This is a genomic window from Sporocytophaga myxococcoides DSM 11118 (assembly GCF_000426725.1).
Taxonomy (GTDB): Bacteria; Bacteroidota; Bacteroidia; order Cytophagales; family Cytophagaceae; genus Sporocytophaga; species Sporocytophaga myxococcoides.
On sequence record NZ_AUFX01000006.1, the window covers coordinates 220,691 to 246,152 of the forward strand.

At 36.9% G+C, this 25,462-nt stretch carries 16 protein-coding genes; 7 read left to right on the plus strand and 9 right to left on the minus strand.

What is annotated here, in order from left to right; all coding sequences use genetic code 11:
- Positions 1-3: 3 nt before the first annotated feature.
- From K350_RS0109520 to K350_RS28110, 3 genes are all read right to left on the minus strand, one after another.
- A complete protein-coding gene (locus K350_RS0109520; RefSeq protein ID WP_028979718.1) occupies positions 4-636 on the minus strand; it encodes a hypothetical protein in 633 nt (210 codons plus the stop codon).
- A gap of 162 nt (positions 637-798) precedes the next feature.
- Positions 799-1,449: a hypothetical protein gene (locus K350_RS0109525; RefSeq protein ID WP_028979719.1), complete on the minus strand. Its 651-nt coding sequence runs from the start codon at positions 1,447-1,449 to the stop codon at positions 799-801.
- 217 nt (positions 1,450-1,666) lie between these two features.
- Positions 1,667-3,502: a glycoside hydrolase family 15 protein gene (locus K350_RS28110; protein ID WP_081670950.1), complete on the minus strand. Its 1,836-nt coding sequence runs from the start codon at positions 3,500-3,502 to the stop codon at positions 1,667-1,669.
- A gap of 194 nt (positions 3,503-3,696) precedes the next feature.
- On the opposite strand from K350_RS28110, the gene K350_RS0109535 reads away from it, so the two are divergent.
- The gene (locus tag K350_RS0109535; RefSeq protein ID WP_028979720.1) at positions 3,697-4,344 is read left to right on the plus strand and encodes a cyclase family protein; all 648 of its coding nucleotides are present in this window, start codon (positions 3,697-3,699) and stop codon (positions 4,342-4,344) included.
- A gap of 6 nt (positions 4,345-4,350) precedes the next feature.
- Here the strand turns inward: K350_RS0109535 and K350_RS0109540 are convergent, their stop codons facing one another.
- A complete protein-coding gene (locus tag K350_RS0109540) occupies positions 4,351-4,833 on the minus strand; it encodes a GNAT family N-acetyltransferase (protein WP_028979721.1) in 483 nt (160 codons plus the stop codon).
- A 162-nt stretch (positions 4,834-4,995) separates the two neighbouring features.
- Positions 4,996-6,138 carry a putative sensor domain DACNV-containing protein gene (locus tag K350_RS0109545; protein ID WP_028979722.1) on the minus strand — a complete coding sequence of 381 codons (1,143 nt, stop codon included), beginning with the start codon at positions 6,136-6,138 and terminating at the stop codon, positions 4,996-4,998.
- A gap of 691 nt (positions 6,139-6,829) precedes the next feature.
- Between K350_RS0109545 and K350_RS0109555 the strand changes: the two genes are divergently transcribed.
- The 6 genes from K350_RS0109555 (at position 6,830) to asnA (ending at position 15,235) form a co-directional block, all read left to right on the plus strand.
- Positions 6,830-7,429 carry a hypothetical protein gene (locus K350_RS0109555; RefSeq protein WP_156026985.1) on the plus strand — a complete coding sequence of 200 codons (600 nt, stop codon included), beginning with the start codon at positions 6,830-6,832 and terminating at the stop codon, positions 7,427-7,429.
- A gap of 80 nt (positions 7,430-7,509) precedes the next feature.
- Positions 7,510-7,884, plus strand: a complete 375-nt coding sequence (locus K350_RS0109560) for a hypothetical protein (RefSeq protein ID WP_028979725.1) — start codon at positions 7,510-7,512, stop codon at positions 7,882-7,884.
- Between the two features lie 261 nt (positions 7,885-8,145).
- Positions 8,146-9,177, plus strand: coding sequence for a T9SS type A sorting domain-containing protein (locus K350_RS0109565; RefSeq protein WP_028979726.1), 1,032 nt, complete (start codon positions 8,146-8,148; stop codon positions 9,175-9,177).
- A gap of 691 nt (positions 9,178-9,868) precedes the next feature.
- On the plus strand, positions 9,869-12,694 hold the full coding sequence (locus tag K350_RS0109575; protein WP_028979728.1) for a T9SS type A sorting domain-containing protein: 2,826 nt from the start codon (positions 9,869-9,871) through the stop codon (positions 12,692-12,694).
- 365 nt (positions 12,695-13,059) lie between these two features.
- The gene (locus K350_RS0109580) at positions 13,060-13,914 is read left to right on the plus strand and encodes a hypothetical protein (protein ID WP_028979729.1); all 855 of its coding nucleotides are present in this window, start codon (positions 13,060-13,062) and stop codon (positions 13,912-13,914) included.
- A gap of 280 nt (positions 13,915-14,194) precedes the next feature.
- The gene (gene asnA, locus K350_RS0109585; RefSeq protein ID WP_211236731.1) at positions 14,195-15,235 is read left to right on the plus strand and encodes an aspartate--ammonia ligase; all 1,041 of its coding nucleotides are present in this window, start codon (positions 14,195-14,197) and stop codon (positions 15,233-15,235) included.
- Between the two features lie 126 nt (positions 15,236-15,361).
- On the opposite strand, the gene K350_RS32525 is transcribed toward asnA, so the two are convergent.
- The 4 genes from K350_RS32525 to K350_RS0109615 form a co-directional block, all read right to left on the minus strand.
- Positions 15,362-18,709, minus strand: coding sequence for a rhamnogalacturonan lyase family protein (locus tag K350_RS32525; protein ID WP_162144153.1), 3,348 nt, complete (start codon positions 18,707-18,709; stop codon positions 15,362-15,364).
- Positions 18,710-19,167: 458 nt separating this feature from the next.
- A complete protein-coding gene (locus K350_RS32320) occupies positions 19,168-22,239 on the minus strand; it encodes a rhamnogalacturonan lyase family protein (RefSeq protein ID WP_051313015.1) in 3,072 nt (1,023 codons plus the stop codon).
- A gap of 277 nt (positions 22,240-22,516) precedes the next feature.
- Entirely contained in the window at positions 22,517-24,556 is a 2,040-nt protein-coding gene (locus K350_RS0109610) for a TolB family protein (RefSeq protein ID WP_162144154.1), read from the minus strand.
- 4 nt (positions 24,557-24,560) lie between these two features.
- Entirely contained in the window at positions 24,561-25,457 is an 897-nt protein-coding gene (locus K350_RS0109615; protein ID WP_051313016.1) for a PorP/SprF family type IX secretion system membrane protein, read from the minus strand.
- Between the last annotated feature and the right edge of the window lie 5 nt (positions 25,458-25,462).

Consider the following 25,462-nt stretch of genomic DNA (forward strand, 5'->3'; position numbering starts at 1 on the left):
CTTTTAAAATTTTAATCCTACAAAAAGTCTTGGATTAACATACGAAGCTCTGTCGTGGACGGGATCTTCATCTTTATCAAGGTCATCAATAAAAAGTGTACCGAAATTAACTTCAGCACCTACTACAAGTTTTTTATACCTGAATTTAAGACCCGGAACCCAAAGGGCTCCATAATACAAATAAGTATATCCCTGATCATCATAGCTAAAAAAATTAAATTTAGCAGTCGGACTAAGGTTAAAGAAGAAATCAAATGCACTGTTTTCATCTAGTTTAACTGAAACCATTGGTCCGAATCTTATAAGACCAAAGTTTACATCCCAGCCAAAAATATCTTCCCCATCCCGAATACTGGTCGCTATTGTAACCCAACTAAAGTTTGCACCAATAGCTACGTTACTTTTCTTAGAGAATAAAAATTGACTTCCAAACTCAAAAGAAGGTTGTAATCCTTGAAATTGTTTACCTTGACCCAGATAGTCAAGCTGTGGCATTCCAATTCCAAAATGCAGGTAAACTCCATCACTAAACATATCATTGCCTTTAACACGGCTGTTAAGACCTATCAACTGATCTCCTGCAATTGATGATATTGCAATTAAAAGGAACGATAAAACAAAACAGAACCTCTTCATAATAAACAAAAATGAATCTTCAGTTTAAAAATAATTGTAAGTACTAATTTAAAGAAAACAATCAAAAAAATATTAACAATGGTTAATAAAAGCCATATAAAATAAATGAGGGAATTGACACAGAATCAACTCCCTCTTTTAAAATGCTTTTATCTTCTTTTATTAAAACTTCATTCCTAACAGGATTCTTGGGTTCATATAAGATATTTTACCATCCTCAGCATCTGAATTATCTAAATCAACCACTTTAAGTCGGCCAAAGCTATTTTCAAAACCAACAGCAAATTTTTTAAATCTGAATTTTACACCAGGAGTCCATGTAGCTCCATAAAGCAAGGTATTACTTTCAAACTGACCAGAAGACCAAAAGTTGTATTTTACTGTTGGATTAAGATTAAAAAACACATCAACTGCTATGTTGTCACCGAAGCCTACAGAAGCCATCGGACCAAATCTTAAAAGCCCAAGATTAATATCATAAACATTAAAATCTGCATTTTCAAACTTATAAGTACTTCCACCTATAGTCAGCCAGCTTACGTTCATTCCGAATCCGAAACGGTCATTCTTAACGAACATCCACTGATTACCTGCCTCCAATGTGAACTGAATGCCTTGACTTTGACGCTTAAATTCTGGATAATCAACTGATTTATAAGAAGGGAAACCTATACCCAGATTCCAATAAAAACCCTTACTGATCATGCCATCATCATTACTCTTTTTACTAGTAAGACCGATCATGTTGTTTCCCCCTGCAAAAGACGAAAAGGTTAACAGGCATAGCAGAAAAAATAAATAAATTCTTTTCATGATAAATAGAAATTTAATTGATACTAAAATAATTGAATATCGAATTTACGCAATACATTTAAAAACGATCGTCTTTTTTATCCCCATTCGTACATACAAGCTCTATATGAATACTTTAAAAAAATAAAATTTTACTTTACAAAAAAATACCGGACGAATATCATACAAATGATTCGTCCGGCATTTCAGATCAACTAATATGACCAAAACTATCTAACTATCTAACTACCTCTTCTTCTTTTATTGGCATTGCACTTATACCAATTGTATTACCATCATCAACTCCTGTCGTTAAAAGGTGAGCAGAAGCAATTAAAGCAAGATGAGAAAAGGCCTGAGGGAAGTTGCCGATCTGTCTTTTAACAGATGGCTCAAACTCTTCTGCCAGAAGGCCTAAATGATTTCTGAGTGAGAGTAATTTATCAAAAAGCTCTTCAGCTTCTTTTTTTCTCCCCACCATAAAATAATTGTCTACCAACCAGAAACTACATGCCAGAAATGCTCCTTCAGAGCCAGGTAAACCATCACCAGCCTTTTGGTTTTCGTAGCGAAGAACGAATCCATCTCTTAACAATGTATTCTCAATCGCCTCTACTGTTCCTTTAATTTTAGGATCATTCGCAGGTAAGAAACCATAGTGAGGTATAAGCAACACACTTGCATCAAGCACCTCTGCGCCATAAGACTGTGTAAATGCATTAACTCCTTTATGAAATCCACGCTGGCTGACTTCTTCATGGATTCTTTCACGAAGAGTACGTAAATGTGACAGAAGAGAAGGATCAAATTCTATATCAGGATTCTCATCAATATACTTAACAACCCTGTCTACAGCTACCCAAGCCATTACCTTAGAATGAGTAAAGTGTCGGCGACCGCCTCTCACCTCCCATATACCATCATCCGGGTACTGCCATATTGTGGTTAAATGATTCACAATTCTTCTTAATGTTCTGGTTGATTCTTCTTTCCTAGGCATACCCATTTTGGAAGCCAAGTACAAGGCATTAAGTACCTCTCCGAAAATATCCAGCTGAAACTGACCAGAAGCTGCATTACCTATATGGACAGGTTTAGAGTTTTCATAACCAGGTAAATATTCTAATTCAAATTCAGTTAACCTTCGTCCACCATCAATATTATACATGATCTGTATCTGTTCAGGATCACCGGCGACAGCACGTATCAACCAATCACGAAAAGCAATTGCTTCATCAGCATATCCACATAACATAAGAGCCTGCAATGTAAGACTCGAGTCTCTTATCCAGCAGAATCGATAATCCCAGTTACGCACACCACCCAGTTCTTCAGGCAAAGATGTTGTAGGAGCAGCAACTATACCTCCAGTAGGAGCATATATCAATGCTTTGAGGGTTATCAATGAACGCATAACTGCATCCCTGTATTTCCCTCGATAAGTACATCTAGAAGACCAGTCAATCCAGAAGTTTTCGGTAGCTCTGAATTCTTTAACAATATCAAGTGGTTTAGGAGGTTGCAAATTGGAGCTATACCAACTCATCTGAAACTCGATGCGATCTCCCTTTTTAACGTTAAAATAAGCGCTTACCCCTTTGTCATTTCTTTTCATCTCAACGTTACCCCGCACCACAATTGCATCTGGTCCCGCAATCAGAGTAAATTCCCTATCCCCCCCATCTATCATTGGTGGATAAGCCCCATAACCGAACTTGACGTTAAGAAGCATCTCCATAGGAACTTCCCCTTCTATTCCTTCCAAAACCCTGATAACTTCAGAACCATCCTCGGTAAGAGGCATAAACTCAGTCCTTCTGACAATACCGGTATCACAGATAATATCTGTTTCAAGGATAAGTGTATCTCCCCGGTACCTTTGTTTAAACTCTTTTACACCAATAGATGGTCTCAATGCCCACTGACCATGCTCATCATATCCGATTAGTGATGAAAACATTGCATCCGAATCAAAACGTGGTGCACAAAGCCAGTCAACAGAACCTGTATCTGACACTAGCGCAGATGTTCTCAAATTCCCTATCAACCCATAATCCTCTATTCTCGACGCCATATATCTTTTGTTTCTTCTTACAATCCAACCTGACAGTATAAAATTATATTTTACAAATTCAATTCTGCCATCTCAAAACAGAACTCATCCATATCTTAATTCGTTCTTCCCGCACATAACACGGTAGATATCATGTACTAACACACAAAAAAGCCCGTCCAAAAACTGTCTTATATCTTTCAGGTTAATATTATATGAAGACAATAAATAACCCAAAGTGCTGGACTGATCTATCTGCTCCAGTGACAAATAAAATGGTTCATTGGCCAGGAGAACCTGAAGTTTCGGTTTGTAAACTTTTTGACATGAACAAAGGTGGGCCAGCCAACGTTACCACCCTTTCAATGAGTGCTCATACGGGAACTCATATGGATGCTCCCTTACATTTTGTAAAAAATGGAAAAGATATATCTATGTTTCCTTTAGATCTGATGATAGGACCTGCACGGGTTATAGAAATCAAACACGACAGATTTATCCCACTCGAAGAAGTAAAGCAATATGAGATCAATCCTACTGAAAGGGTAATTTTCAAAACTAAAAATTCTTTATCTGAATGGGCTAAGCAAGAGTTTAAGAGAGATTACGTTTATCTTTCTTCAGAAGCTGCTCAATACCTTAAGGAGAAAAAAATATCTATTGTCGGAATAGATTATATATCTATAGGAGGAAAGAATAACGGAAAAGAAGTACATCAAACATTGTTAGGAAACAACATATGGATCATCGAAGGTCTGTTTTTAAAAGATGTTATTCCGGGCTTGTATGAAATGATTTGCATGCCCGTCAAAATAAAAGATTCTGACGGAGCACCTGCAAGAGTGATTATAAGAAAAATATGACTTTGGTCAGACCAGGTGTTTTACGAATAAAACTCTGTCTTCTCCGTCTCCATCGTAGTTACTGAAAAAATCTATGCCATCGACGGTCTTATTGCTTCCTGGCATTATTTCAAAACCAATTCTTTTGTGAAACGCAATTGAGTTTTTATTAAAGGGAGAGGTTACACAATAGATTTTTTCCACACCAGCCCCTTGTACCCTATCGACAAAGAAGTCATACAACCTCTTTCCAATTTTATAATTTCTATATCCGGGATCTACTCCTACAAAATGTACATATGCATCTCTATGATTTTCCTGACTGAAAAATCCAATAATAAAACCTAGTACTCTTCCATCTGCAACAGCAACAAAACCTGTATCATTAAAATATTTAAAAAATAAACGAGGAAGCATACTAGCCATCGCTCTTCCATCCCACCAGCTGTTTAGATTATTGATGACATACACATAATCATCATCTGAAACATTTCTAAAAGTTATTTCCATATAATAGATTTTGGTTAAAATTAATTATAAAAACATTTACCAATCTTTAATTTTCGGATTAATAATGCTGATTTACAAATCAATGATACAATGCCGAAAACCAGATTTTTCATTTAATTGATCTGACTTCATTCACAAATCAACATTTAAAGTCGAATCAACCTACAACAACAGGGTATCAATCTTATGCGCCTGAACAACTTCTTCAGTTGGCGACCAGGTAAAAATAGTAAAGTGTCCATCCTGAGAAGCAACAAAAGCTAAAGCGTTTTTCTGATCATAGACAAACTGAGCTGCTGAAAGATGTCTTGTTCCACCTGTATTGGATGGATTAATCATAATTGCTCCTCCTCCGACAATAGGCTCACTCATATAAACCTTATCCACTCTGGCATTACCAACAGACCTTCCTATTTTAGCACCAAAAGCATAGAGTTCATATTTATCATTAATAATAGTTGCTCCATCTACAGCAGTTAAACCAGCAAGGGTTTCAACCTCAGTACGCAAAGCTCCTTGCCAAATTACTTCCGAACGCACATCTACATCCTTACTCATGAGATCCGAAAGACCTGAATAAGGCGGAGCAATGGAATATTTAATTGGATGCAAAATCGACTTTCGCCAGTCATCATTTACAGAAGGAACTACAAGAAGAGAACCGCCATGACGATGTGCTCTCATCGAAACGGCCAACTGAACCAGCACATTCATTGAATCACTCCAGGAATGAGGAACTGTATAGCCCAAAAGATATTTTAAAAGTTCAGGACAATCAGGATGATTGGCGCTGTTTTCATCAATGATTTTGACCTGATCTCCAATAAGGACAGCAACGTTGGCAAATTTACCAAAACCATGTACCCTTCTGTGTTTGATAACCAATATCCCTGGTTCACTTACATCAAGCACAAAGCAAAGATTCGGAATCTTAAGCGTCGTTCCCCAGATATACAACTGATCATTTTCATGCCACACTCCCAAATGTACCCCGGGACGTTCTACTCCTAAGGACAATTTTGTAAGATGAAATGCGGTAAACGCCATCTTCTGTTCGAAAAGAATTGGTACACCCACCTGCTCCGGTGGCAAAAATGCAATGGAAATTTTGGTGGAATTACCTTCCTCCCTTCTCAAACTTGCCCAGAATGCCGTATCAATCATTGTCTCTACCATTTTCACAGTCGGCTCTGCGGCAAGATTAGTATCTCCTCTCATTCGGGCAGCAGAAAGTTGATGGGCAAAATGTTTCTCAATGGTTTTTGCTACCGATGATGCAGCCTTATATGTTGTTTTTTTACTCATATTTAATCCTAAAAATCTCTATTATCAAACTTCAACAAGGTCACAAATTTATAGGTTTCTGCTTAAGGCCTATCAATTCTCTCCTTAAAATGTAAAAATCAGAGCCCAAAGACCAAGATTCGAAACCCAAAGTTCGAAAATTGAAGTTCTAAGCTCGGAGTTCTGAGTTAAAAGCTTCGAGATTTAGCTAAAAGCTTGAAGATTCGAGTCAAAAGCTCAAAGATTCGGATTGAAAGCTCGGAAATTCGAGTCAAAAGCTCGGAGATTTGAGTTAAAAGCTCGGAGATTCGGATTGAAAGCTCGGAAATTCGAGTCAAAAGCTCGGAGATTTGAGTTAAAAGCTCGGAGATTCGAGTCAAAAGCTCGGAGGTTTGAGATAAAAGCTCGGAGATTCGAGTCAAAAGCTCGGAGATTCGAGTCAAAAGCTCGGAGGTTTGAGTTAAAAGCTCGGAGATTCGGGTTAGCTTCCTCTGCCAGGATACAAATCTTGAATGAAAAGTGGTAACAGAAGACAGTTGGAGCAAAGCGAATTGGTTAAGAAGATGTGACTCCCAGGATGTATGTTTTGAATTATAGTTTAGAAAGATCACCCCATCAGGCCTTCTTTTTTTTAAAACAGTAGCAATAATAGTCCTGCTGATTTAAAAAATTATATCTTACTGCTACCTTGTCAAAATGAATCCAATCTCAAATGAATAACATAAAATCTAAATTAACCCTATTCTTTTTTTTGATGACAACTATTATTGGGTGTAAAAATTCCGATAGAATCAGAGAAGATAAACAGATTGAATCTAATAAAGATATAGTTCGGCTTAACGGCAACGATTATGATTTGAGTGAGACAAGAAAAGATACCATAAGGCTTCTTATAGATTTTATTAATAGACAAAGTGCTCTTCTGGATAATGATGAGGAAGCGAGTTCCTTGAGCCAATTAATTTCAGGATATTCATTTGATGGAAGATTTATTTATTCCATTAGTTCGGATCTCGACGCTCAAGGTAATGAAGATTTAGTTTTAAATAAATTTGATCAGGATTCAGGTTATATAGTTTCTTCCGTTTCCATTAATAATCTTATTGAAAGGCAATCTCCTTGTAGTTCTGATAAATTTGATAAGTCTTCAGGTTGTCAAGTCCATAGATTTTTGATTTCATCACCTGAAAATGTTTCTATAGCTTCAATAGGAAAGGGATATGGGTTTACAATATTCAATCATGATCTAGTAAAGCAATATGAATTAAGTTTAAAATTTGACACAAGAACAATCGATTTTATTAATAATTAATTTCAAATTCCTATTACTCTGATAGTACTATATTAATAAATTCGGTTGAAGGGCTTCTGGCAATCAAGGACTCAAGCGTTATGTTATTAGATAGCAATGCTATTTGTGATATTAAAACAGGAGAGATCTTTGAAGTAAAGAGAAATTTAGAATCTTCTTCAGTAAATATCTTTCAGAATGATTCTCTTGTTTTAAGTTATAAATCTTTACCCGACGATATTAGTTTGTACAACCAAAAAATTTATTTTGGGACTTATGCTGGGAACGATAGTTATGATCTTTTAGTCATAAATACGATTGGTGGTCAAATCCGCCTTCATAAAATTTTTCTGCCCCATTCTATTGGCCCGTTTGAATTTAAATTTTCTCCTTATTCAAAAGGTATATTTTGTAGTTTAGAATATGAAGATAAGGGGAATAGATCCACTAGTTGTTTTTTCTTAAAGCTGGATTAAGTAATATAATAGGTGCCGTCGTTAAATCGATGGCACCTATATAATGTGATATATTTTTAACCTACCCTTATATGAACATCAGGAAACTTCTTTAACTGTCACACGTTTGAGACTGCCATGTACATTTTGATGGCCCATATTTATGAAACAGAAAAGATAATTAACGACTACAAGGCTTTCTATAACAATAAAGGAATGATATATAATTATATATCACTTTAATTTACTCAACTAGTATTCAGCACATTTAACATTAACAACATGAAGAAACTTTTACTATCATTGCCACTTTTAGTAGGCGCATTAACTACCAATGCTCAATCCCTTAATTTTGATGGAATCGATGACTATGTTCAGACAAACAATAATATCACCATTGGCAACCCATCAACTATAGAAGTATGGGTAAACATAAACACCCCAGGCGATTGGGACGGAATTATTACAAGTTCAACAGTAGTAACTGATAATAGTGTCCCCTTTATACAACTGACAATGACATCCGAGGGGATACTAAGGCACGAGATCCATGCAATTCCATTATCTGAAGGATTACCTGTAACAAAATCTTATTTGGGAGCAACTGAACTGCCCGGTGCATGGCATCACATTGCTGTAAGCATAGATGGAGCAAACATAAAGTTATACGTAGATGGCAATATCGAAGGCGACTATACTGATGAAGACCTTCTTCTTCTGACTGAAAATCCTGTTGTCAGCCCTATCCTAATCGGAGGAGAAAGAAATCTGAATAATTTTCTTGATGGAACCATGGACGAAGTAAAGATCTGGAATGTAAGCCGCACAGAAGCTCAAATTCAGGAAGATATGGATTACAAACCTGTTGTTCCACAAGAATCTTTAATCGCTTACTATGATTTTAATGATGGAAGACCTAACGAAAATAACAACGAGAGTACCACTTTGACCGACGTTTCCGGGAATGAGAATAGCGGAACGTTAAATAATTTCACACTTGCAGGTACAAGCTCAAACTGGATAGATGATTCAGGCAAGGGTGCTTTAATAACAGGCAATAGTTCATCTGTAAATATTCAGACTATCAGCATACATCCTAATCCGGCAACAGATGTATTCTACTTACAAAAAGACATAGCCCTTGATAATGCTACTATTGAAGTATATGATATGACAGGACAAAGAGTATTGTCTGAGAATATACAGAACAATGTAACAAGCATAAACCTAAGCAACCTGAATAATTCCGTTTATCAGGTTCGTGTTATGAACAACAATAAAGTTATTTACCAAAACCGTGTGGTAAAGCAATAATAACTTTTAAGTAATAAAGTCAATTCAGACATACCTATTTTCAGATATAAAAGGATCGCATATAAGTGCGATCCTTTTTTTGTTTGAACTAACACAGCAAAACAACTAGCAGGTATTATTTTCTAAAAGGAGAATTTTTTTAAGACCATTTAAACAAAAGAGGAAACTTACTGTAACTTTTAAAAAGTTTAAAATCATCATTTCCATTCTTTCCTTAACAAGATAAGGACCTGCATTGTGGTAATTGAAGGTCTGTAATTTCTGCCTTGCTCCAACTCCGAAAGTCTTCAACTTGTCATTTGTATTTGATGAAATAACTTCCACAATAATCCTGACTGATCTAAGAGTAAAATTAGATGCTGAAGAATCAGGAAATCCCCCTTATCCCTTCCGATAGTGATAAGCAACTATAATTTTTAAGTCGACAAAACCTGTATTGAGACAATACTAATAAGTTCTATAAATACTTTTTACTTAAACAAACAAACTACGGTTGGACATATAAAATAAGTAGACAAACGTTTAGAATAAAAATGTAAAATTAAATTTGTTTAGGCATTTACTCACCATTCCCTACTTCCCTTATAAAATAAGGTTTTCCCTACAAATAAAATTAAATTAAAATTATATTAAAAACACTTAAACACGCTCTAATGCTTCGTGTTATACTTCCATATATCACACTTCAGCCATGTTAAATCCATTCAAATTTGACAAAAGATTTATACTCGTATATGTATTTTTCTATGCTATAATTATACATACAAAAATATATGGACAAAGCTTTTCTTTCAGTAATCTAAAAGGAGTTACTGTATTAAACCCAACATCATTACAGTTTGGGCCAGATGGAAAATTATATGTCAGTCAGCAGGACGGCATTGTCCAGGTTTTTACTATCCAAAAGAATGGACCTAAAGACTATACTGCTATTGCAACCGAAAAAATAGATCTTGTTAAAAAAATCCCTAACCACAATGATGATGGGTCGCTATTGGCGCAAACAGCAGGTAAACGGCAGACTACAGGCCTATTGGTTGCAGGAACAGCAGAGTCTCCATTAGTTTATGTAACTTCCAGTGATTATAGAATGGGAGCAGCCTCAGCAGGAGATATGAATCTCTGTACTAATTCAGGAATACTATCTAAGCTTTATAAAGAAGGAAATGTCTGGAAAAAAATTGATCTAGTAAGAGGACTTCCCAGATCAGAGGAAAATCATGCTCCCAATGGCATGCAACTTCATGATGGGAAAATAATCATGATTGTGGGAGGCTTTACGAATGCGGGAGCTCCATCAATGACTTTTACCTATATCAGTGAATACGCCCTTTCTGCAGCTGTATTATCAATCGACCTGAGTGCAATAGAAGCTATGCCACTTAAAATCGATGAAAGTGGTCAGAACCCATATAGATATGACATTCCCACACTTGATGATCCAACCAGACCCAATAAACCTGATGGAACTGATGTGAATGATCCCTGGGGAGGAAACAACGGGCTCAACCAGGCAAAGATTGTCCCCAATGGTCCTGTACAAATATTTGCTACAGGTTTCAGGGCTGCTTATGATATATTAATAACTAAATCAGCCATAAGAAAAGGCAGAATATATAGCATTGACAATGGAGCAAACAGAACATGGGGAGGTTATCCTGTCCTGGAGCAAGATGGAGTTTCATATACCAATAAATACCCAGAAGGAGAGCCTGGATCAAGTGCAGTTGAAAATCTTGATGGATTGGAATATATAGGACATATAGACAGTTATATTCCAGGATCCTATTACGCAGGACATCCGAACCCTATCAGAGCTAACCCGAAAAATGCAGGGTGGCATTCTGTATACGGAGATCATAAAGGATGGAGAAATGATAATTCAGATACAAGTCTTCCCTTACCTGTTGACTGGCCTCCTGTACCTTTAGATATGGCTAATCCCCAAGAAGGTGAGTTTCACAATCCGGGTACAGCAAAAGACAAAGGACTAATCTACTTCAACACTTCTACAAATGGACTATGCGAATACACTTACTCTAAAAATCCGCTTTACGGTGATATTCTTGCAGCCTGCTTCGACGGCACTATAGCACGGATAAAGCTTGATGACGCAGGCAATGTATTAAATAGTAAAACAGCAAACAGAGTTAATCTTGACAAGCCTTTTGCAAGTGGATTCGGAGACAAACCTCTGGATATAATTGCTCAGGGCGACGATGAGCCTTTTGAAGGGACAGTGTGGATTGCAACTTACGGATCTCACCTCATTACAATCCTTGAACCAGAAGATGTCGTTTGTACAGGGGATACAACAGATCAAGTCTTAGATGACGACCACGATGGTTTTTCAAACTATGAAGAAAGCATTAGCGGAACAGACCCTTGTAATGCCGTTGACAAACCATCTGATACAGACAATGATGGAATAAGCGACAACTATGATGAAGATGATGACAATGATAACGTCAAAGATATTCTCGACTTATATGCTTTAGATTCTCAAAACGGTCTCACTACTGCTATCCCTACCCATTATAATTTATTTAACAATGACCCAGGTACAGGTCTCTTCGGATTAGGCTTTACAGGACTTATGAGCAATGGAGTAGATGCATACAACAAACTCTTTGATCCGGATAAAATAATTGCGGGTGGAGCTGTTGGTGCATTAACAGTTGAAGAGATTCCGGAAGGCGATGCTGCCGGGCCACTCAATACACAAAAATATGCTTTCCAGTTCGGAGTCAACGTTGACAAGAATACCGGACCATTCCTAATTAAAGCAGGGATATTACCGAATTACTTTAATGGTGTTACCCCAGTAGATTATCAATCACAGGGAGCCTTTATGGGATATGGGGATCAGGATAATTATATAAAAATTGTTTATAATTCAAATGGAGGCAAAGGAGGTATTCAGGTATTGAGAGAAGCAAATGGTACAAGCAATTCCTTTCAGAAAGACCTTCCTGAAGGGGGCGTACAATCAAAGCTTATTACTTTCTACTTTGCAGTAGATCCATCATCTGGTATGGTATTTCCCAAGTATGAGGTTAACAAAAATATCTATAGCTTTGATCCTATTGAGACAACAGGTAGACTGCTCGGTGCAATTCAAAAAAGTGACACCGCTCTTGCTGTAGGTATTATTGCTACATCAAACGGATCAGGAAAGACTTTCAGTGCAACATGGGACTATATAGAAGTAGTACCGGGAATTGTTTCTTCAATATCAAAATGGCATGATGGAAATAAGTCAATCAATATCAACTTATACCCTAACCCTTCCAGAGATTTAGTTAACATAAATATTAATGAAGAAGGTGGTAAAAGATATACGATAAAGATATATAATAATCTTAGTCAGATGATATCAGAGAAAGCTATCTACTTTGATTCGAATTTAAAAGATTATTCTATACCTGTATCTGACTATCCAGAGGGAGTTTATTACTTCCAGGTAATACCTGAAGGTGCTGATCACTCTGCAACACTCAAATTCATTAAAAATTAATAGGATTAGCCATTTAATTCCCGTTGACGATAGTCGTCACATTAGCTAAAACTTTAAAAGACCTCATCCTAAATCCCTCTCCTGAAGGAGAGGGACTTTAATGTGTATGTTATTAGTTCTAATCGCTGTTAATTCAATCTTATCGTCGACTGTTCCCTTCTCCTTCAGGAGAAGGGTTAGGGATGAGGTTTAATTGGCTTGAATACAATACTTTTTGGCAAATACATAAAATGCTTAAGTTCCACCTACAATACTTATTCTATCCTTTAAACATAAATTCTTCTAATAACATCCATAATCAAAACGAACAAACTAAGATTCTGATTTTTAGGTTTTAAAACTAAAAGAAACCGGAAGGAGGTTATATGTTAACGGATGTTAGTGAGTTATTGCAGAGAGTATCTCCTACAAAGGAAGAGATAAAAGGTTCAATAATTTCTTTTGAAGAAAAAATTTCACAAGAGTTCAAACAAAAAGCAGAAATAGAAAATAAACGAGCACATCTCGTTACTAAGATTTCAGAACCATATAAAACTCCTATTATTGATAATATGGAACTGAGCGCTCCTGATTTTAAATCCTTGGAAGAACTGGCCCTTAACGAACATGAACTACATCGCCAAAAGCTCAAAGAAGAACATACCGATGTAGAGGAAAGAGCCCGATACATGCTGAGAATTGATGAGCGATATAACATAATGGGACCACCCTATGATATAGATTGGACAAACGGAGCCATAGGATATGCTCATCCAAGCACAGGAGAATTCGGGATAGCACCATTTAACGGCCAAGTCGCAGCAGCTATTGGAATATTTATATCTCCATTACAAAATGTCATAGGTCGTTTTACTGCATATGTTCCAGTTACCTTCTCCTGGTTCAACTGGATCATAAACAGTGGATATGCGAGCACTAACGGAGGAATAGGAGTTATGATTTATGATGTTAAATCTGGCCAACCCCTTCTGGACAATAGAGCTAAACTATGGAACAATACCTTGGTTGGAGCTGGCTTCTCGAATGAATCCGAATCCTCTACTTATCTTAGCAGTACATCTGCAGCTGAAAGTTATTTTGCAATGACAGGAGGTGAATCATATCTGGTGTGGATTTGGTGCTGGGGTGAGACAAAATTCATCGGAAGCCCAGCTTTATCCATGGCATCCATTGCAGGTAAGATTCCATTTGTGGCATTACAATCATGGCCTACCAGATAATTTCTTTAAATAAATAAGTAAGCCCAACTTCCCTTCTCAAACCTAATTATTCTGAAATACAAGGAATAGCAATAACATTACCATTGCTGTTCCTTTGTCATATACTAAAACTTTAATTTGTTTGTTGATCAATTTAAAACTCATTTTTTTTCAAATGTGTTATCACTTATAGAATCTAAAACAGCAACCCTATCAGTATAAACCCTGACTCTTGATCAAAATTAAGTATGCGTATAAAAGCATAAGAATTTATACTTTTACATTGCTATAAAATAACAAAATGCTGAATCACCTTTTTATACCCAAAAACTACGATCCAATCCTTAATCTTAAAAAGACAGAAAAAGCTATCAAGCTTATCAAGGATACTTTTGAACATCAGTTAGCCTCAGAATTAAGACTCAGAAGGGTTACTGCTCCTTTATTCGTCCTTAAAGGAACAGGCATTAATGATGACCTGAATGGAATTGAAAGGCCAGTTACCTTCCCAATAAAATTCATGAAAGAGACTCCTGCTGAAATAGTTCATTCGCTTGCGAAATGGAAAAGGATGATGCTGGCTAAATTGGAATTTCCTACAGGTTTCGGACTTTATACTGACATGAACGCCATCCGTCCTGATGAAGATCTTGACAATATTCACTCTCTTTATGTTGACCAATGGGACTGGGAAAGGGTAATGTCGGACAATGACAGGGATATCAATTTCCTTAAAAAGACAGTTACTCAGATTTATACTGCAATGAAGCGTACTGAATATCTGCTATGCGAAGAATATCCAGAATTAAATCCGGAGCTTCCTGAGCATATTCATTTTATTCATAGCGAAGAGTTATTGGAAAAATATCCTGACTTAAGCTCTAAAGAAAAAGAAGACAGAATTGCAAAAGAGTATGGTGCTGTATTTATTATCGGGATTGGAGGAGCTTTAAAGAATGGTCAGAAACACGATGGAAGAGCCCCGGATTACGACGATTGGAGCACAGAATCTGAAAACGGATTCAAAGGATTAAACGGAGATATCGTTGTCTGGAACTCCGTTTTACAAAGATCATTTGAATTATCTTCAATGGGCATCAGAGTAAATAAAACAGCATTGAAAAAGCAATTGGAGATTGCCGGCTGTGAGAACCGAGCAGACCTCATGTGGCACAAAATGCTTCTTAACGGAGAACTTCCACAAAGTATCGGAGGTGGAATAGGTCAGTCAAGACTATGTATGTATCTTTTAAAGAAAGCGCATATAGGAGAAGTTCAATCAAGCATATGGCCTGACGAGATGGTTGAGGAATGCAGAAAACATAATATCAATATTATATAGAAAGATATTAGAAAAAAGTAACCCCGAATATCAGGGTTTTCTTTTTCTTTATTCTTAAGGTTTATAAAAGTAAAGCCACTGATATCAGTGGCTTACTTATTTAAAAAAATCCCCATTAAAATATAATTACAACTTTTGCAATCTTATTACCTCAACTTTTCCTGAAGAATAAACAATAGTTAAAGTATACAAACCAGTATCAAGAGAGCTTCCAAATTCTAATAGGTCCCCCTTTATAACTTTTCCATATCTGAACACTTCAATTCCATTAGAATTCGATACTAATAAAGTTTCAATATCGTCAAGAGCAGTTAAATTGAAAGCTCCTATAGATGGATTAGGTCCTACCGGAGCTATAGATTCTATGCGTAAAGAACGGCTAGCCGGAGCAGCACAAACATCCACTTTCTTGCAATAAGAAGCGTAGTAAGGAGGGATGTTATAACTAATCCCCACACAAACATCTCCACCGGTATAGTGTTCTCCGGTTTCAAGATTTGCTTTATAAACAGTTCCTGATTCAGCGTTTAAGCTCTTACTATACCCGTTTGTCCACCATGAGTATGCTGTTGCTCCGTTTCTTAATGAAGAACTTACTTCTAAAGTGATTGTCGTATTAGGCACACTGCAAGAAGGACCAGTAATACTTTCCTGAGAATTGTTAATTGATTTCACATTGATTGAAATAGCAGAAGAAGTAGTTGAAGCTCCTTGGTTATCGGTTGCTTTAGCAGTAATATTATAAACACCTGCAGTAAGATTTGTCCAGAAAAACGAATAAGGAGCTGTAATATCAGTTGCGACTAATGTTGAACCATTGAAGAATTCCACCTTTGTCACAGAACCATCATTATCACTAGCTGAGGCTGATAAGGTGATAGTTGCCGGCGCTGCATATTCTTCGTTAGACGGAGGTGAAGTCAGATTGATAGATGGAGGCTGATTCAGAGTAGCATTACATTGTCCTGCTGTTATATTTTCAGAAGCAAATGTAAGTTCATCAATATTAGGACCTCCGTTTTCTGTTAAAGAAGTTAAAGTGATCAAATTATTTCCTTGAGAAACAGGAATCTGAACTATAGCGGTATTCCATGTTGTCCATGCTCCCGAACCGGTAAAGCTTACTGAAGCTATCTGAGTAACACCATTTATACTAAGCGACATAGTTCTGTTTGCAGTTGTGCCGTTTGCAAACCGTATAGTCAGACTAATATTCCCTCCAGCACTTGCTGAAACTGCCCAGGTTGCTTTGCTTCCAACTGCATTATTAACATTTGCGTAACCAGTTCCATTAAATCCAGTGTTGGTACTTTCATTTGAAACACCATCAACTGAACAAGCTGATTCACCTTGCACTTTGAAGGAAGCAACTGGTGTAGAACTTACAGTCACCGCTACGGCGCCCGAAGTAGCAGTACCTCCTGCATTATCCGTAGCAACTGCAGTAATCGAATAAGAACCTGCTGCTACATTAGTCCAGCTAAAGGAATAAGGAGCTGTAGCGTCAGAGCCAATCAGAGTAGTTCCATTGTAGAAAGAGACAGAGCTTATTGTTCCGTCAGCATCATTTGCATTAGCCGATATATTAATCGAAGCTGGAGCGAGATAGTTTGAGTTGTTAGCAGGAGCTGTTAAAGAAACAGTCGGCAATTGATTTTGAGGATTCTGAGCTCCGACAATGGTAATATTCGGCTTTGCAGGTTCAGCCATTTTATCACCTAAAAAGAAGCTTACGTGAGGAGGCTGGTTATAAGCACCATTCTGCCAAGCCAACGCAACTCGATATTGCGGATCATGCACCAACGTTCTGATTTTATAGTTGGTAGGAATATTAGTTGTATAAATTCTTAATGCTTTGTTATCTGATGTTCTGAATATTACCTCTTCTCTCCAGTCACCAAGGATGTCACCGCTTAAACAAGGAGTTGATTTAGTTCCGTTGTTTGATGCACAACCAGAAGCATTCAACAAAGTGCTACCCTGGTATTTTGTAATAGAAGTACCATTTAATAATTCTCTAAGCAAGTCTCCATCCCACCAGGAAAGAAAGTTACATGAAGAAGGTGTAGGCAAACCTGTTCTTTGACCTTTGGTATTGAATACACCTGTTACACCAGCGCCAGCTGCCCATGATTCAGCTCCGGGAGATGATGCCGAAATATCAGCACAAACACCTCTTCCTGGACCTTCGCCATCAGCCCCAGCAGCAACAGAAGGAATAGCCCATATTTGTCTTTTACTTGTGGCATTGTACATATAAATACCTTCATCATCAAACCTTTCTTGAATATTCACTACTTCAATACCTGGCGTTGATGGGTCAAAATCAGAAACGTGCCCTGCATCTCCATGACCATTACCAGTTGTATAATACGGCTTACCATCATCATCAATTATTGCAGCACCTGAAATGATTTCATGCTTACCATCGTTATCCACATCTGCAACACTAAGGCTATGATTACCTTGCCCAGCATAAGCTCCGTTTCCAGAAGTATTACTGTCAAAAGTCCATCTGTTGGTTAGTTTTCCGTCTCTCCAATCCCAGGCAGCCATAACAAGTCTTGTATAGTAACCTCTTCCGAAAAGAGCTGTAGGCCTTTTGCCATCGAGGTATGCTACTCCAACTCTGAAGCGATCAATTCTGTTTCCATATGTATCTCCCCAAGAGCCTACATTTCCTCTTGCAGGTACATAATTGGCTGTTGCCATTGCTGCACCAGTAAGACCGTTAAAAACGGTAAGATATTCAGGTCCGGTCAATATATATCCACCACTATTTCTGTAATCTGCATTGGCATTTCCGATTACTTTACCTGTACCGTCAACAGTGGCATCAGCAGTCTTACACATGAACTCTGCTTTACCATCCCCATCAAAATCATAAAAAGCCATTTGAGTATAGTGTGCACCAGCTCTGATATTTCTTCCAAGATTAATCCTCCATAATCTTGTACCATTCAATCTGTAACAATCTATATAAACTACATCAGTTACACCTGACTGAGAGTTATCCTTAGCATTGGATGGATCCCATTTTAATAAAATTTCATAAATACCATCTCCATCAACGTCAGCAATGCTGCAGTCATTAGCATTATACGACCCAGATGGTGCTTGTATCGGCACGGATAAGTAGTTCTGTCCCCATGTTGCTGCTGTCTCTGATGCGGCTTGTTCTATTCCACCGACAACAGCTTTTACATTGTATTGGGCATTTGCAGGAGCACCATTATCTGTGTAGTTCGTAACAGTTAATGGAGTTGTATTCACCTTAGTACCGTTTCGATACAAGTTAAATGTAATATTATCTTCTGTTCCGAGCCAACGCCAGCTAACAAAATTATTGTTACCAGAACGAACAGAAACTACTCCTCTATTAAGCTTCTCCATTGCATATTGACCTTTTGAATAAAAGGGTAATATGGATAACCAAAGAAGAAAAATGACTTTTGATAGTTGTGTTTTTTTCATGATGTTAAGTTTAATTAATACCAAACAAAACCTTTTCTAAAAGTCAACAGCATAAATAATAGCCTAGGAAAAAATATACACTGTTTACCTTTTTCAGTTTCTAGTGTAGTATACAATTCGCCAAATTGGAAGGTGAACATTTTTTATTTAAAAAATTTCATTCATATCTAAATGTTGATAGCATAATATTCCAATGACTTAATGAAGCATATATAATGCATAAACTTTGTTTTGTATCACAAGGAAGAAGTAGTTAGATATAGTCAAATGGGATGTATTTCATGGCTATTAAATATAAATCAGACTAGCAATAACCTTATCTGCAACAGTTGTCATTATTAATAAACAGCATAGAATGATTTTATAGTGTACAAATAAAAAGAGGCTGCCTTTTAAGACAACCTCTTTTATTTATAATGTGATAGAAGGTATTAACAAAACATATTCTTCACTATTCATTATTTCACTTTCTGCAATTTTATAACTTCAACTTTCCCTGAAGAATGAACAATAGATGCAATATAAAGACCAGACTCCAACCCTGTTCCAAATCTAACCTGAGCTCCATCCTCAATACTTCCCGAACTAAATACAACAGTTCCGTTGGAATTAATCACTGTTAAAGACTCTACACTCTCGGCTGCGGTAAGAATGAAAGTATTCTCTGAAGGATTCGGTCCAATAAGAACACCATTACTATTCGTGTAGTCTATGGAAGTAACAACAGGATTTACTGTGATCGTCTTCGGGGAACTTGTAGTAACTGCACCTTGATTGTCGGTTGCTTTAGCTGTTATAATATAAGTACCTGCGCCAAGATTCGTCCAGAAAAATTCATAAGGAGTAGTCAGAACTGAACTTAACAGCTCTGAACCATTATAGAATTCTACTTTACTTACAGAACCATCACTATCTATAGCAGTAGCGCTTAGACTTATATTTGCAGGAGCTATATGTTCTCCACCGTCCACAGGTGATGTAATACTTATAGATGGAGGTAGATTAGCAGGAGTAGTAATACATTGTCCTGCTGATATATTTTCAGAGCCGAATGATAATTCATCAATATTAGGTCCTCCGTCAGCCGTTAGAGATGCTAATGTTATTATATTATTTCCCTGAGAAACAGAAATCTGAACGACTGCTGTATTCCAGGTTGTCCATGCTCCTGTACCTGCAAAGCTCAGTGAAGCAACTTGAGTAACGCCATTTACTGCTACAGACATAGTTCTGTTTGCAGTTGTTCCATTTGCAAAACGGATTGTCAGGCTTACATTACCAGCTGCACTTGCCGAAACTGCCCATGTAGCTTTGCTGCCTATAACATTATTGACATTTGCATAACCAGTACCATTAAACCCTGTATTTGTATTTTCATTTAATACCCCTTCTACAGAACATGCTGCTTCTCCTTGAACTTTAAATGACGGGGTAGAATCCACAATCACAGTTGCTGTGCTTGAAGTGACCGTTGCCCCAGCATTGTCTGTGGCAACTGCAGTTATCGAATAAGTACCTGCTGCTACATTAGTCCAGTTAAAGGAATAAGGAGCTGTAGCATCTGTGCCAATCAAAGTAGTGCCGTGATAGAAAGATACAGAGGATATGGTTCCGTCAGCATCATTGGCAGTAGCAGCAATACTGATCAAAGCTGGAGCAAGATAGCTTGTATTGCTTAAAGGAGCTGTCAATGTTATAGTCGGCAATTTGTTTATAGGATCAAGAGATCCTACAATAGTAATATTTGGTTTAGCGGGCTCTTCCATTTGATCTCCTAAGAAAAAGCTTACATGAGGAGGTTGGTTGTAAGCTCCATTCTGCCATGCAAGAGCAACTCTATACTGAGGATCATGAACTAACGTTCTAAGTTTATAAGTGGTTGGAATTGTAGTGGTATAAATTCTTAAAGCACTATTGTCTGAAGTCCTGAAAATAACTTCTTCTCTCCAGTCACCAAGTATATCACCGCTTAAACAAGGAGTTGATTTGGTTCCATTGTTGGATGCGCAACCTGAAGCATTTAACAAAGTATTACCCTGGTATTTTGTAATAGAAGTACCATTTAATAATTCTCTGAGTAAATCTCCATCCCACCAGGAAAGGAAGTTACAGGAAGGAGGAGTTGGCAAGCCTGTCCTTTGACCTTTAGTATTGAACACTCCACTTACACCAGCACCGGCAGCCCATGATTCTGCTCCGGGAGATGATGCAGAAATATCAGCGCAAACACCTCTTCCAGGACCTTCACCATCAGCGCCTGCAGCAACGGAAGGGATAGCCCATATTTGTCTTTTACTTGTAGCATTATACATGTAAATACCTTCATCATCAAATCTTTCCTGAATATTTACTACTTCAATGCCAGGTACTGAGGGATCGAAATCAGAAACATGTCCAGCATCTCCGTGTCCATTACCTGTTGTATAAAAGGGTTTACCATCATCATCAATGACTGCTGCACCAGATATGATTTCATGCTTTCCATCATTATCCACATCTGCAACACTAAGACTATGATTACCTTGTCCTGCATAAGCACCGTTTCCTGAAGTATTGCTATCGAACGTCCATCTGTTGGTTAGTTTTCCATCTCTCCAATCCCAAGCAGCCATTACTAATCTCGTATAGTAACCTCTTCCGAAAAGAGCTGTAGGCCTTTTTCCATCAAGATATGCTACCCCTACTCTGAAGCGATCTATCCTATTGCCATATGTATCACCCCAAGAGCCTACATTTCCTCTTGCAGGTATGTAATTCGCCGTAGCCATTGCAGCTCCTGTAAGACCGTTAAATACAGTAAGATATTCAGGACCGGTCAATATATACCCTCCGCTGTTTCTATAATCAGCATTGGCATCTCCTATTACTTTACCTGTACCATCTACTGTTGCATCAGCAGTTTTACACATAAATTCTGCTTTACCATCTCCATCAAAATCATAAAAAGCCATCTGAGTATAGTGCGCACCTGCTCTGATGTTTCTACCTAGGTTAATCCTCCATAATCTTGTACCATTCAGTCTGTAACAATCTATATAAACTACATCAGTAACACCAGACTGAGAGTTATCCTTAGCATTGGTTGGATCCCATTTTAATAAAATTTCATAAACACCATCTCCATCTACGTCAGCAATGCTGCAGTCATTAGCATTATATGACCCTGATGGGGTTTGTATCGGCACGGATAAGTAGTTCTGTCCCCATGTTGCAACCGTTTCTGATGCAGCTTGCTCTACACCACCCACAACTGCTTTTACATTGTATTGAGCATTTGCAGGAGCGCCAGTATCTGTATAGTTTGTAACAGTTAGTGGATTTGTATTCACCTTAGTACCGTTACGATAAAGGTTAAATGTTATGTTATCTTCCGTTCCCAGCCAACGCCAGCTAACAAAGTTATTGCTACCCGAACGAACAGAAACAACTCCCCTGTTGAGCTTCTCCATGGCGTACTGACCTCTTGAATAAAAGGGCAATATTGAAAACCAAAATAGAAAAATGATTTTTGAAAGTTGAAATCTTTTCATGATACAAAGTTTAATTATGACCAAATCAAAACCTTTTCTAAAAGTCAACAGTATAAATAAGAGCCTAGGAAAAATAAATACTGTTTGCCTTTTTCAGTTTCTTGAGTAGTATACAATTCGCCAAATAGGAAGGTGAACAATTATTATTTAAAAAAATTTTATTCCTTTATATATTAAAAAAAGCTATCCCTATGGATTGCTTTTTAATTTTACCTTTAAAACTGATTTACAATTTTTTACTCCGCAAGTTGATAAAAAATAGAAAGCCGATTAAAAGTTATTTTTTTAATCTGAATAGCTGACGGCTTGAATCATGAAGGTATTTAATACAATATTTATTTTGAACGATTTCACTTCCTTCCAGCCTAACTTCCTTACCATCAACAAAAAGATCATATAATCTATCGTCCATTACAACAATTTGAAAATCACCTTCTGGTCCGGGAGTTATATTAAACTGGTTTCTGTTTACCCAATCCCACACTGTAACTTCAGGAATATTAGAAGTTTCCATATCCTTTGCCGTAACACATTCTTTTATACTTACATATAATATTGAAGGTGTAGCTGCACCAAGATATAAATTATAGTAAGGTACCAAATCAGTTAGCCTGAAAGATTTTCTTTCTACATATATATATCTGAGCTTGTCACCATTTCTTGATGTAATAATATATTCACAATCCCCATCCAGTTTTATTGTCGCTGTAGCTGTATTATTATCAAGAGTATCCAGTGTTTTTTCAGTCAAGTTGTTTATAAGTATTAAAGCTCCGCTGAAATTCTCTTTAGAAAATTCACCTTTAAACTGAAGACTTGCATTATAAATATGCTTTCTCTTTAAATAAATTATTTTGGAAATTTTATTAGTATATGCTGCATTACCATAGGTCGATATATTCAAGGTATCACTCTTATAATCATTCTTATAGATAATCAATCTATATGCATGACCAGGACGGAGATTTGCTTTAATTGAATTTGGTGAAGAACCAGGTAAACATCTAATAGGTATATTTAATTCCGCATCAACAAGACTGGCAGTATAATCAACCAATTCCTTTTTATCAAAATCATCAAAAATGCTAAGATCAAAAAACACTTTATTCTCGGTATACATGTAAAGATCATCATCTCCATTGCTCTTTCTGTTAGAAGAAAAATAACCTGTCTTAGCCTTTTTATTATAACTGAAGCCAAAGTCATCAAGATTAGAATTCACAGGGAATCCCATATTTACAACCATGCTATCTTTAAACAGAAGATCGATATAATAAATATCCAAACCTCCCATTCCATACTTACCATCTGATGAGAAAAACAAAATATTATCATCCGTTAAAAACGGATATTTCTCATCTCCTTTGGTATTGACTTTAGGCCCAAGATTAGCTGGCTCTGACCAGGAACCATTCTTCAATAGGCTCATATAAATATCAGTCCCGCCATAGCCACCTTGTTTATCTGAAACAAAAAACAATTGTTTTCCATCCGTGCTTATTGCGGGATGACCAATTGAATATTCAGCATTATTGATGGATATAGGAGAAAGGTATTTCCATTTTTTTAACGATTCATCAAATTCACCGGAATAAAGTTCCAATCTGTAAGGTTCCTGATCTCCTTTTACACAAATGTTAACAATTGCTTTAAGACTATCATAAAATGCAACAGGTCCAATATGAAGTACATTTTCTTTATCGAAACTTACTTTAACAGATTTACTCCAACCAGTATCATTTTTTTGGGAATAATAAATATGTGCAAAACCACCGTTATTTAAAGCATTATACTTCCGAACTACTGAAGTATCTTCTTCCTCAGTAACATAAAACATTCCTTTATTCAATTGAGCAGGACAGTACTCAGAACCAGAAGTATTGAAAGGCAAACTAAAAATGTTATAATACAGACTATCTCTGAAAAGATTATTTAATACAATCCTTGAATGAACTTTTGTAAAAATTGTATCTGCCTTTGGATCATTGATTGCCCGTAAAGTATTGAAATAATCTATACTATCCTGAGAATTCAAAACATGCCCGGATAACTGAATATTTTCAAAGCACCTTTTCGCCTCTTCATATCTGGACATTTTTTTAAAGAGTATGGCAGCCTTTCTGTTAAGATCACAATCTTTAATATTTTTCTTTTTCTTTAAAGCTTCTGCATACAGGTCAGCTGCTCTTGCATAAACCAGCTTTTGATAATAATAATCCGCACGATTTTTAAGGCTGTTAACATCAGTAAAGACAGACTGAGCAAAAACCGCTTTAACTTTTATTAATAAAAACAATATGACCAGCAACCTCTTCATCTCATTAAAAATATCTTGGCATATATGCATTATCCTTAAAAAAGACAAACCTGTAACTCAGCTTAAACTCATGGCTGGCCCCTGCAACTGAACTGAAACGGGAGAATGGAGCATCATAAGAATAGCCAGCCTGAAGCTGATTGGTAATTTGAGCCTGAACAATAAAATTTAAAGAAGTCCCTACTCTATAGCCTAAACCTAGCCATAACACATCATTCAAAATAAAGATATTATTTATATCTAACTGGGCGTTACTACCATTCACATATTTAACAAGAAAGCCGGGAAGATATTTAACCTGATAAGATAATTTAAATACATATCCTCCATGAATAAATATATGCCTGTATTTAACAGCTTCACCATCTTCATTAATTCTAACTTCCAGAAGATCTGGAACGGATGCTCCCAGATAATACTTTGGAGAGTACCAATAAATCCCGGCACCAACACCGGGTGCAACATATATAGATTTATCACTACTCATATCAGGATCGTTGGCTTGCTTGGTCTGAATCCTGCTGAATCTTGAGACCATCTGCACAAATCCCCCCTCTAATCCAAGAGACAACTTTGAATTATTATTGAAGCTTATCCTATATGCATAAACACCATACAAGCCAGTCTTTCCCGTAACGCCTATTTTATCATGTACCGCCAATAGGCCAAGCGCAATCTTTTTTTTCTTAACAGGACTATGTATTGAAAATGTTTGAGTAGAAGGAGCTCCATCAATATCCATCCATTGCTTTCTATAAACTGCAGTAGCATTCAGATCTCCCTGACTTCCGGCGTAAGCAGGATTAATGATTAATGTATTAAAAATATACTGACTATACATTGGTTCATTCTGAGCATGCACAAAACCAGACTTGAGAAGAAACATCATGATTAAAACCATGTAAT

Excerpts from the sequence above, each read along its gene's own strand:
- K350_RS0109520 (WP_028979718.1), bottom strand. The coding sequence starts at position 636 with ATGAAGAGGTTCTGTTTTGTTTTATCGTTCCTTTTAATTGCAATATCA.
- K350_RS0109525 (WP_028979719.1), bottom strand. The coding sequence starts at position 1,449 with ATGAAAAGAATTTATTTATTTTTTCTGCTATGCCTGTTAACCTTTTCG.
- K350_RS28110 (WP_081670950.1), bottom strand. The coding sequence starts at position 3,502 with ATGGCGTCGAGAATAGAGGATTATGGGTTGATAGGGAATTTGAGAACA.
- K350_RS0109535 (WP_028979720.1), top strand. The coding sequence starts at position 3,697 with ATGAAGACAATAAATAACCCAAAGTGCTGGACTGATCTATCTGCTCCA.
- K350_RS0109540 (WP_028979721.1), bottom strand. The coding sequence starts at position 4,833 with ATGGAAATAACTTTTAGAAATGTTTCAGATGATGATTATGTGTATGTC.
- K350_RS0109545 (WP_028979722.1), bottom strand. The coding sequence starts at position 6,138 with ATGAGTAAAAAAACAACATATAAGGCTGCATCATCGGTAGCAAAAACC.
- K350_RS0109555 (WP_156026985.1), top strand. The coding sequence starts at position 6,830 with ATGAATAACATAAAATCTAAATTAACCCTATTCTTTTTTTTGATGACA.
- K350_RS0109560 (WP_028979725.1), top strand. The coding sequence starts at position 7,510 with ATGTTATTAGATAGCAATGCTATTTGTGATATTAAAACAGGAGAGATC.
- K350_RS0109565 (WP_028979726.1), top strand. The coding sequence starts at position 8,146 with ATGAAGAAACTTTTACTATCATTGCCACTTTTAGTAGGCGCATTAACT.
- K350_RS0109575 (WP_028979728.1), top strand. The coding sequence starts at position 9,869 with ATGTTAAATCCATTCAAATTTGACAAAAGATTTATACTCGTATATGTA.
- K350_RS0109580 (WP_028979729.1), top strand. The coding sequence starts at position 13,060 with ATGTTAACGGATGTTAGTGAGTTATTGCAGAGAGTATCTCCTACAAAG.
- asnA (WP_211236731.1), top strand. The coding sequence starts at position 14,195 with ATGCTGAATCACCTTTTTATACCCAAAAACTACGATCCAATCCTTAAT.
- K350_RS32525 (WP_162144153.1), bottom strand. The coding sequence starts at position 18,709 with ATGAAAAAAACACAACTATCAAAAGTCATTTTTCTTCTTTGGTTATCC.
- K350_RS32320 (WP_051313015.1), bottom strand. The coding sequence starts at position 22,239 with ATGAAAAGATTTCAACTTTCAAAAATCATTTTTCTATTTTGGTTTTCA.
- K350_RS0109610 (WP_162144154.1), bottom strand. The coding sequence starts at position 24,556 with ATGAAGAGGTTGCTGGTCATATTGTTTTTATTAATAAAAGTTAAAGCG.
- K350_RS0109615 (WP_051313016.1), bottom strand. The coding sequence starts at position 25,457 with ATGGTTTTAATCATGATGTTTCTTCTCAAGTCTGGTTTTGTGCATGCT.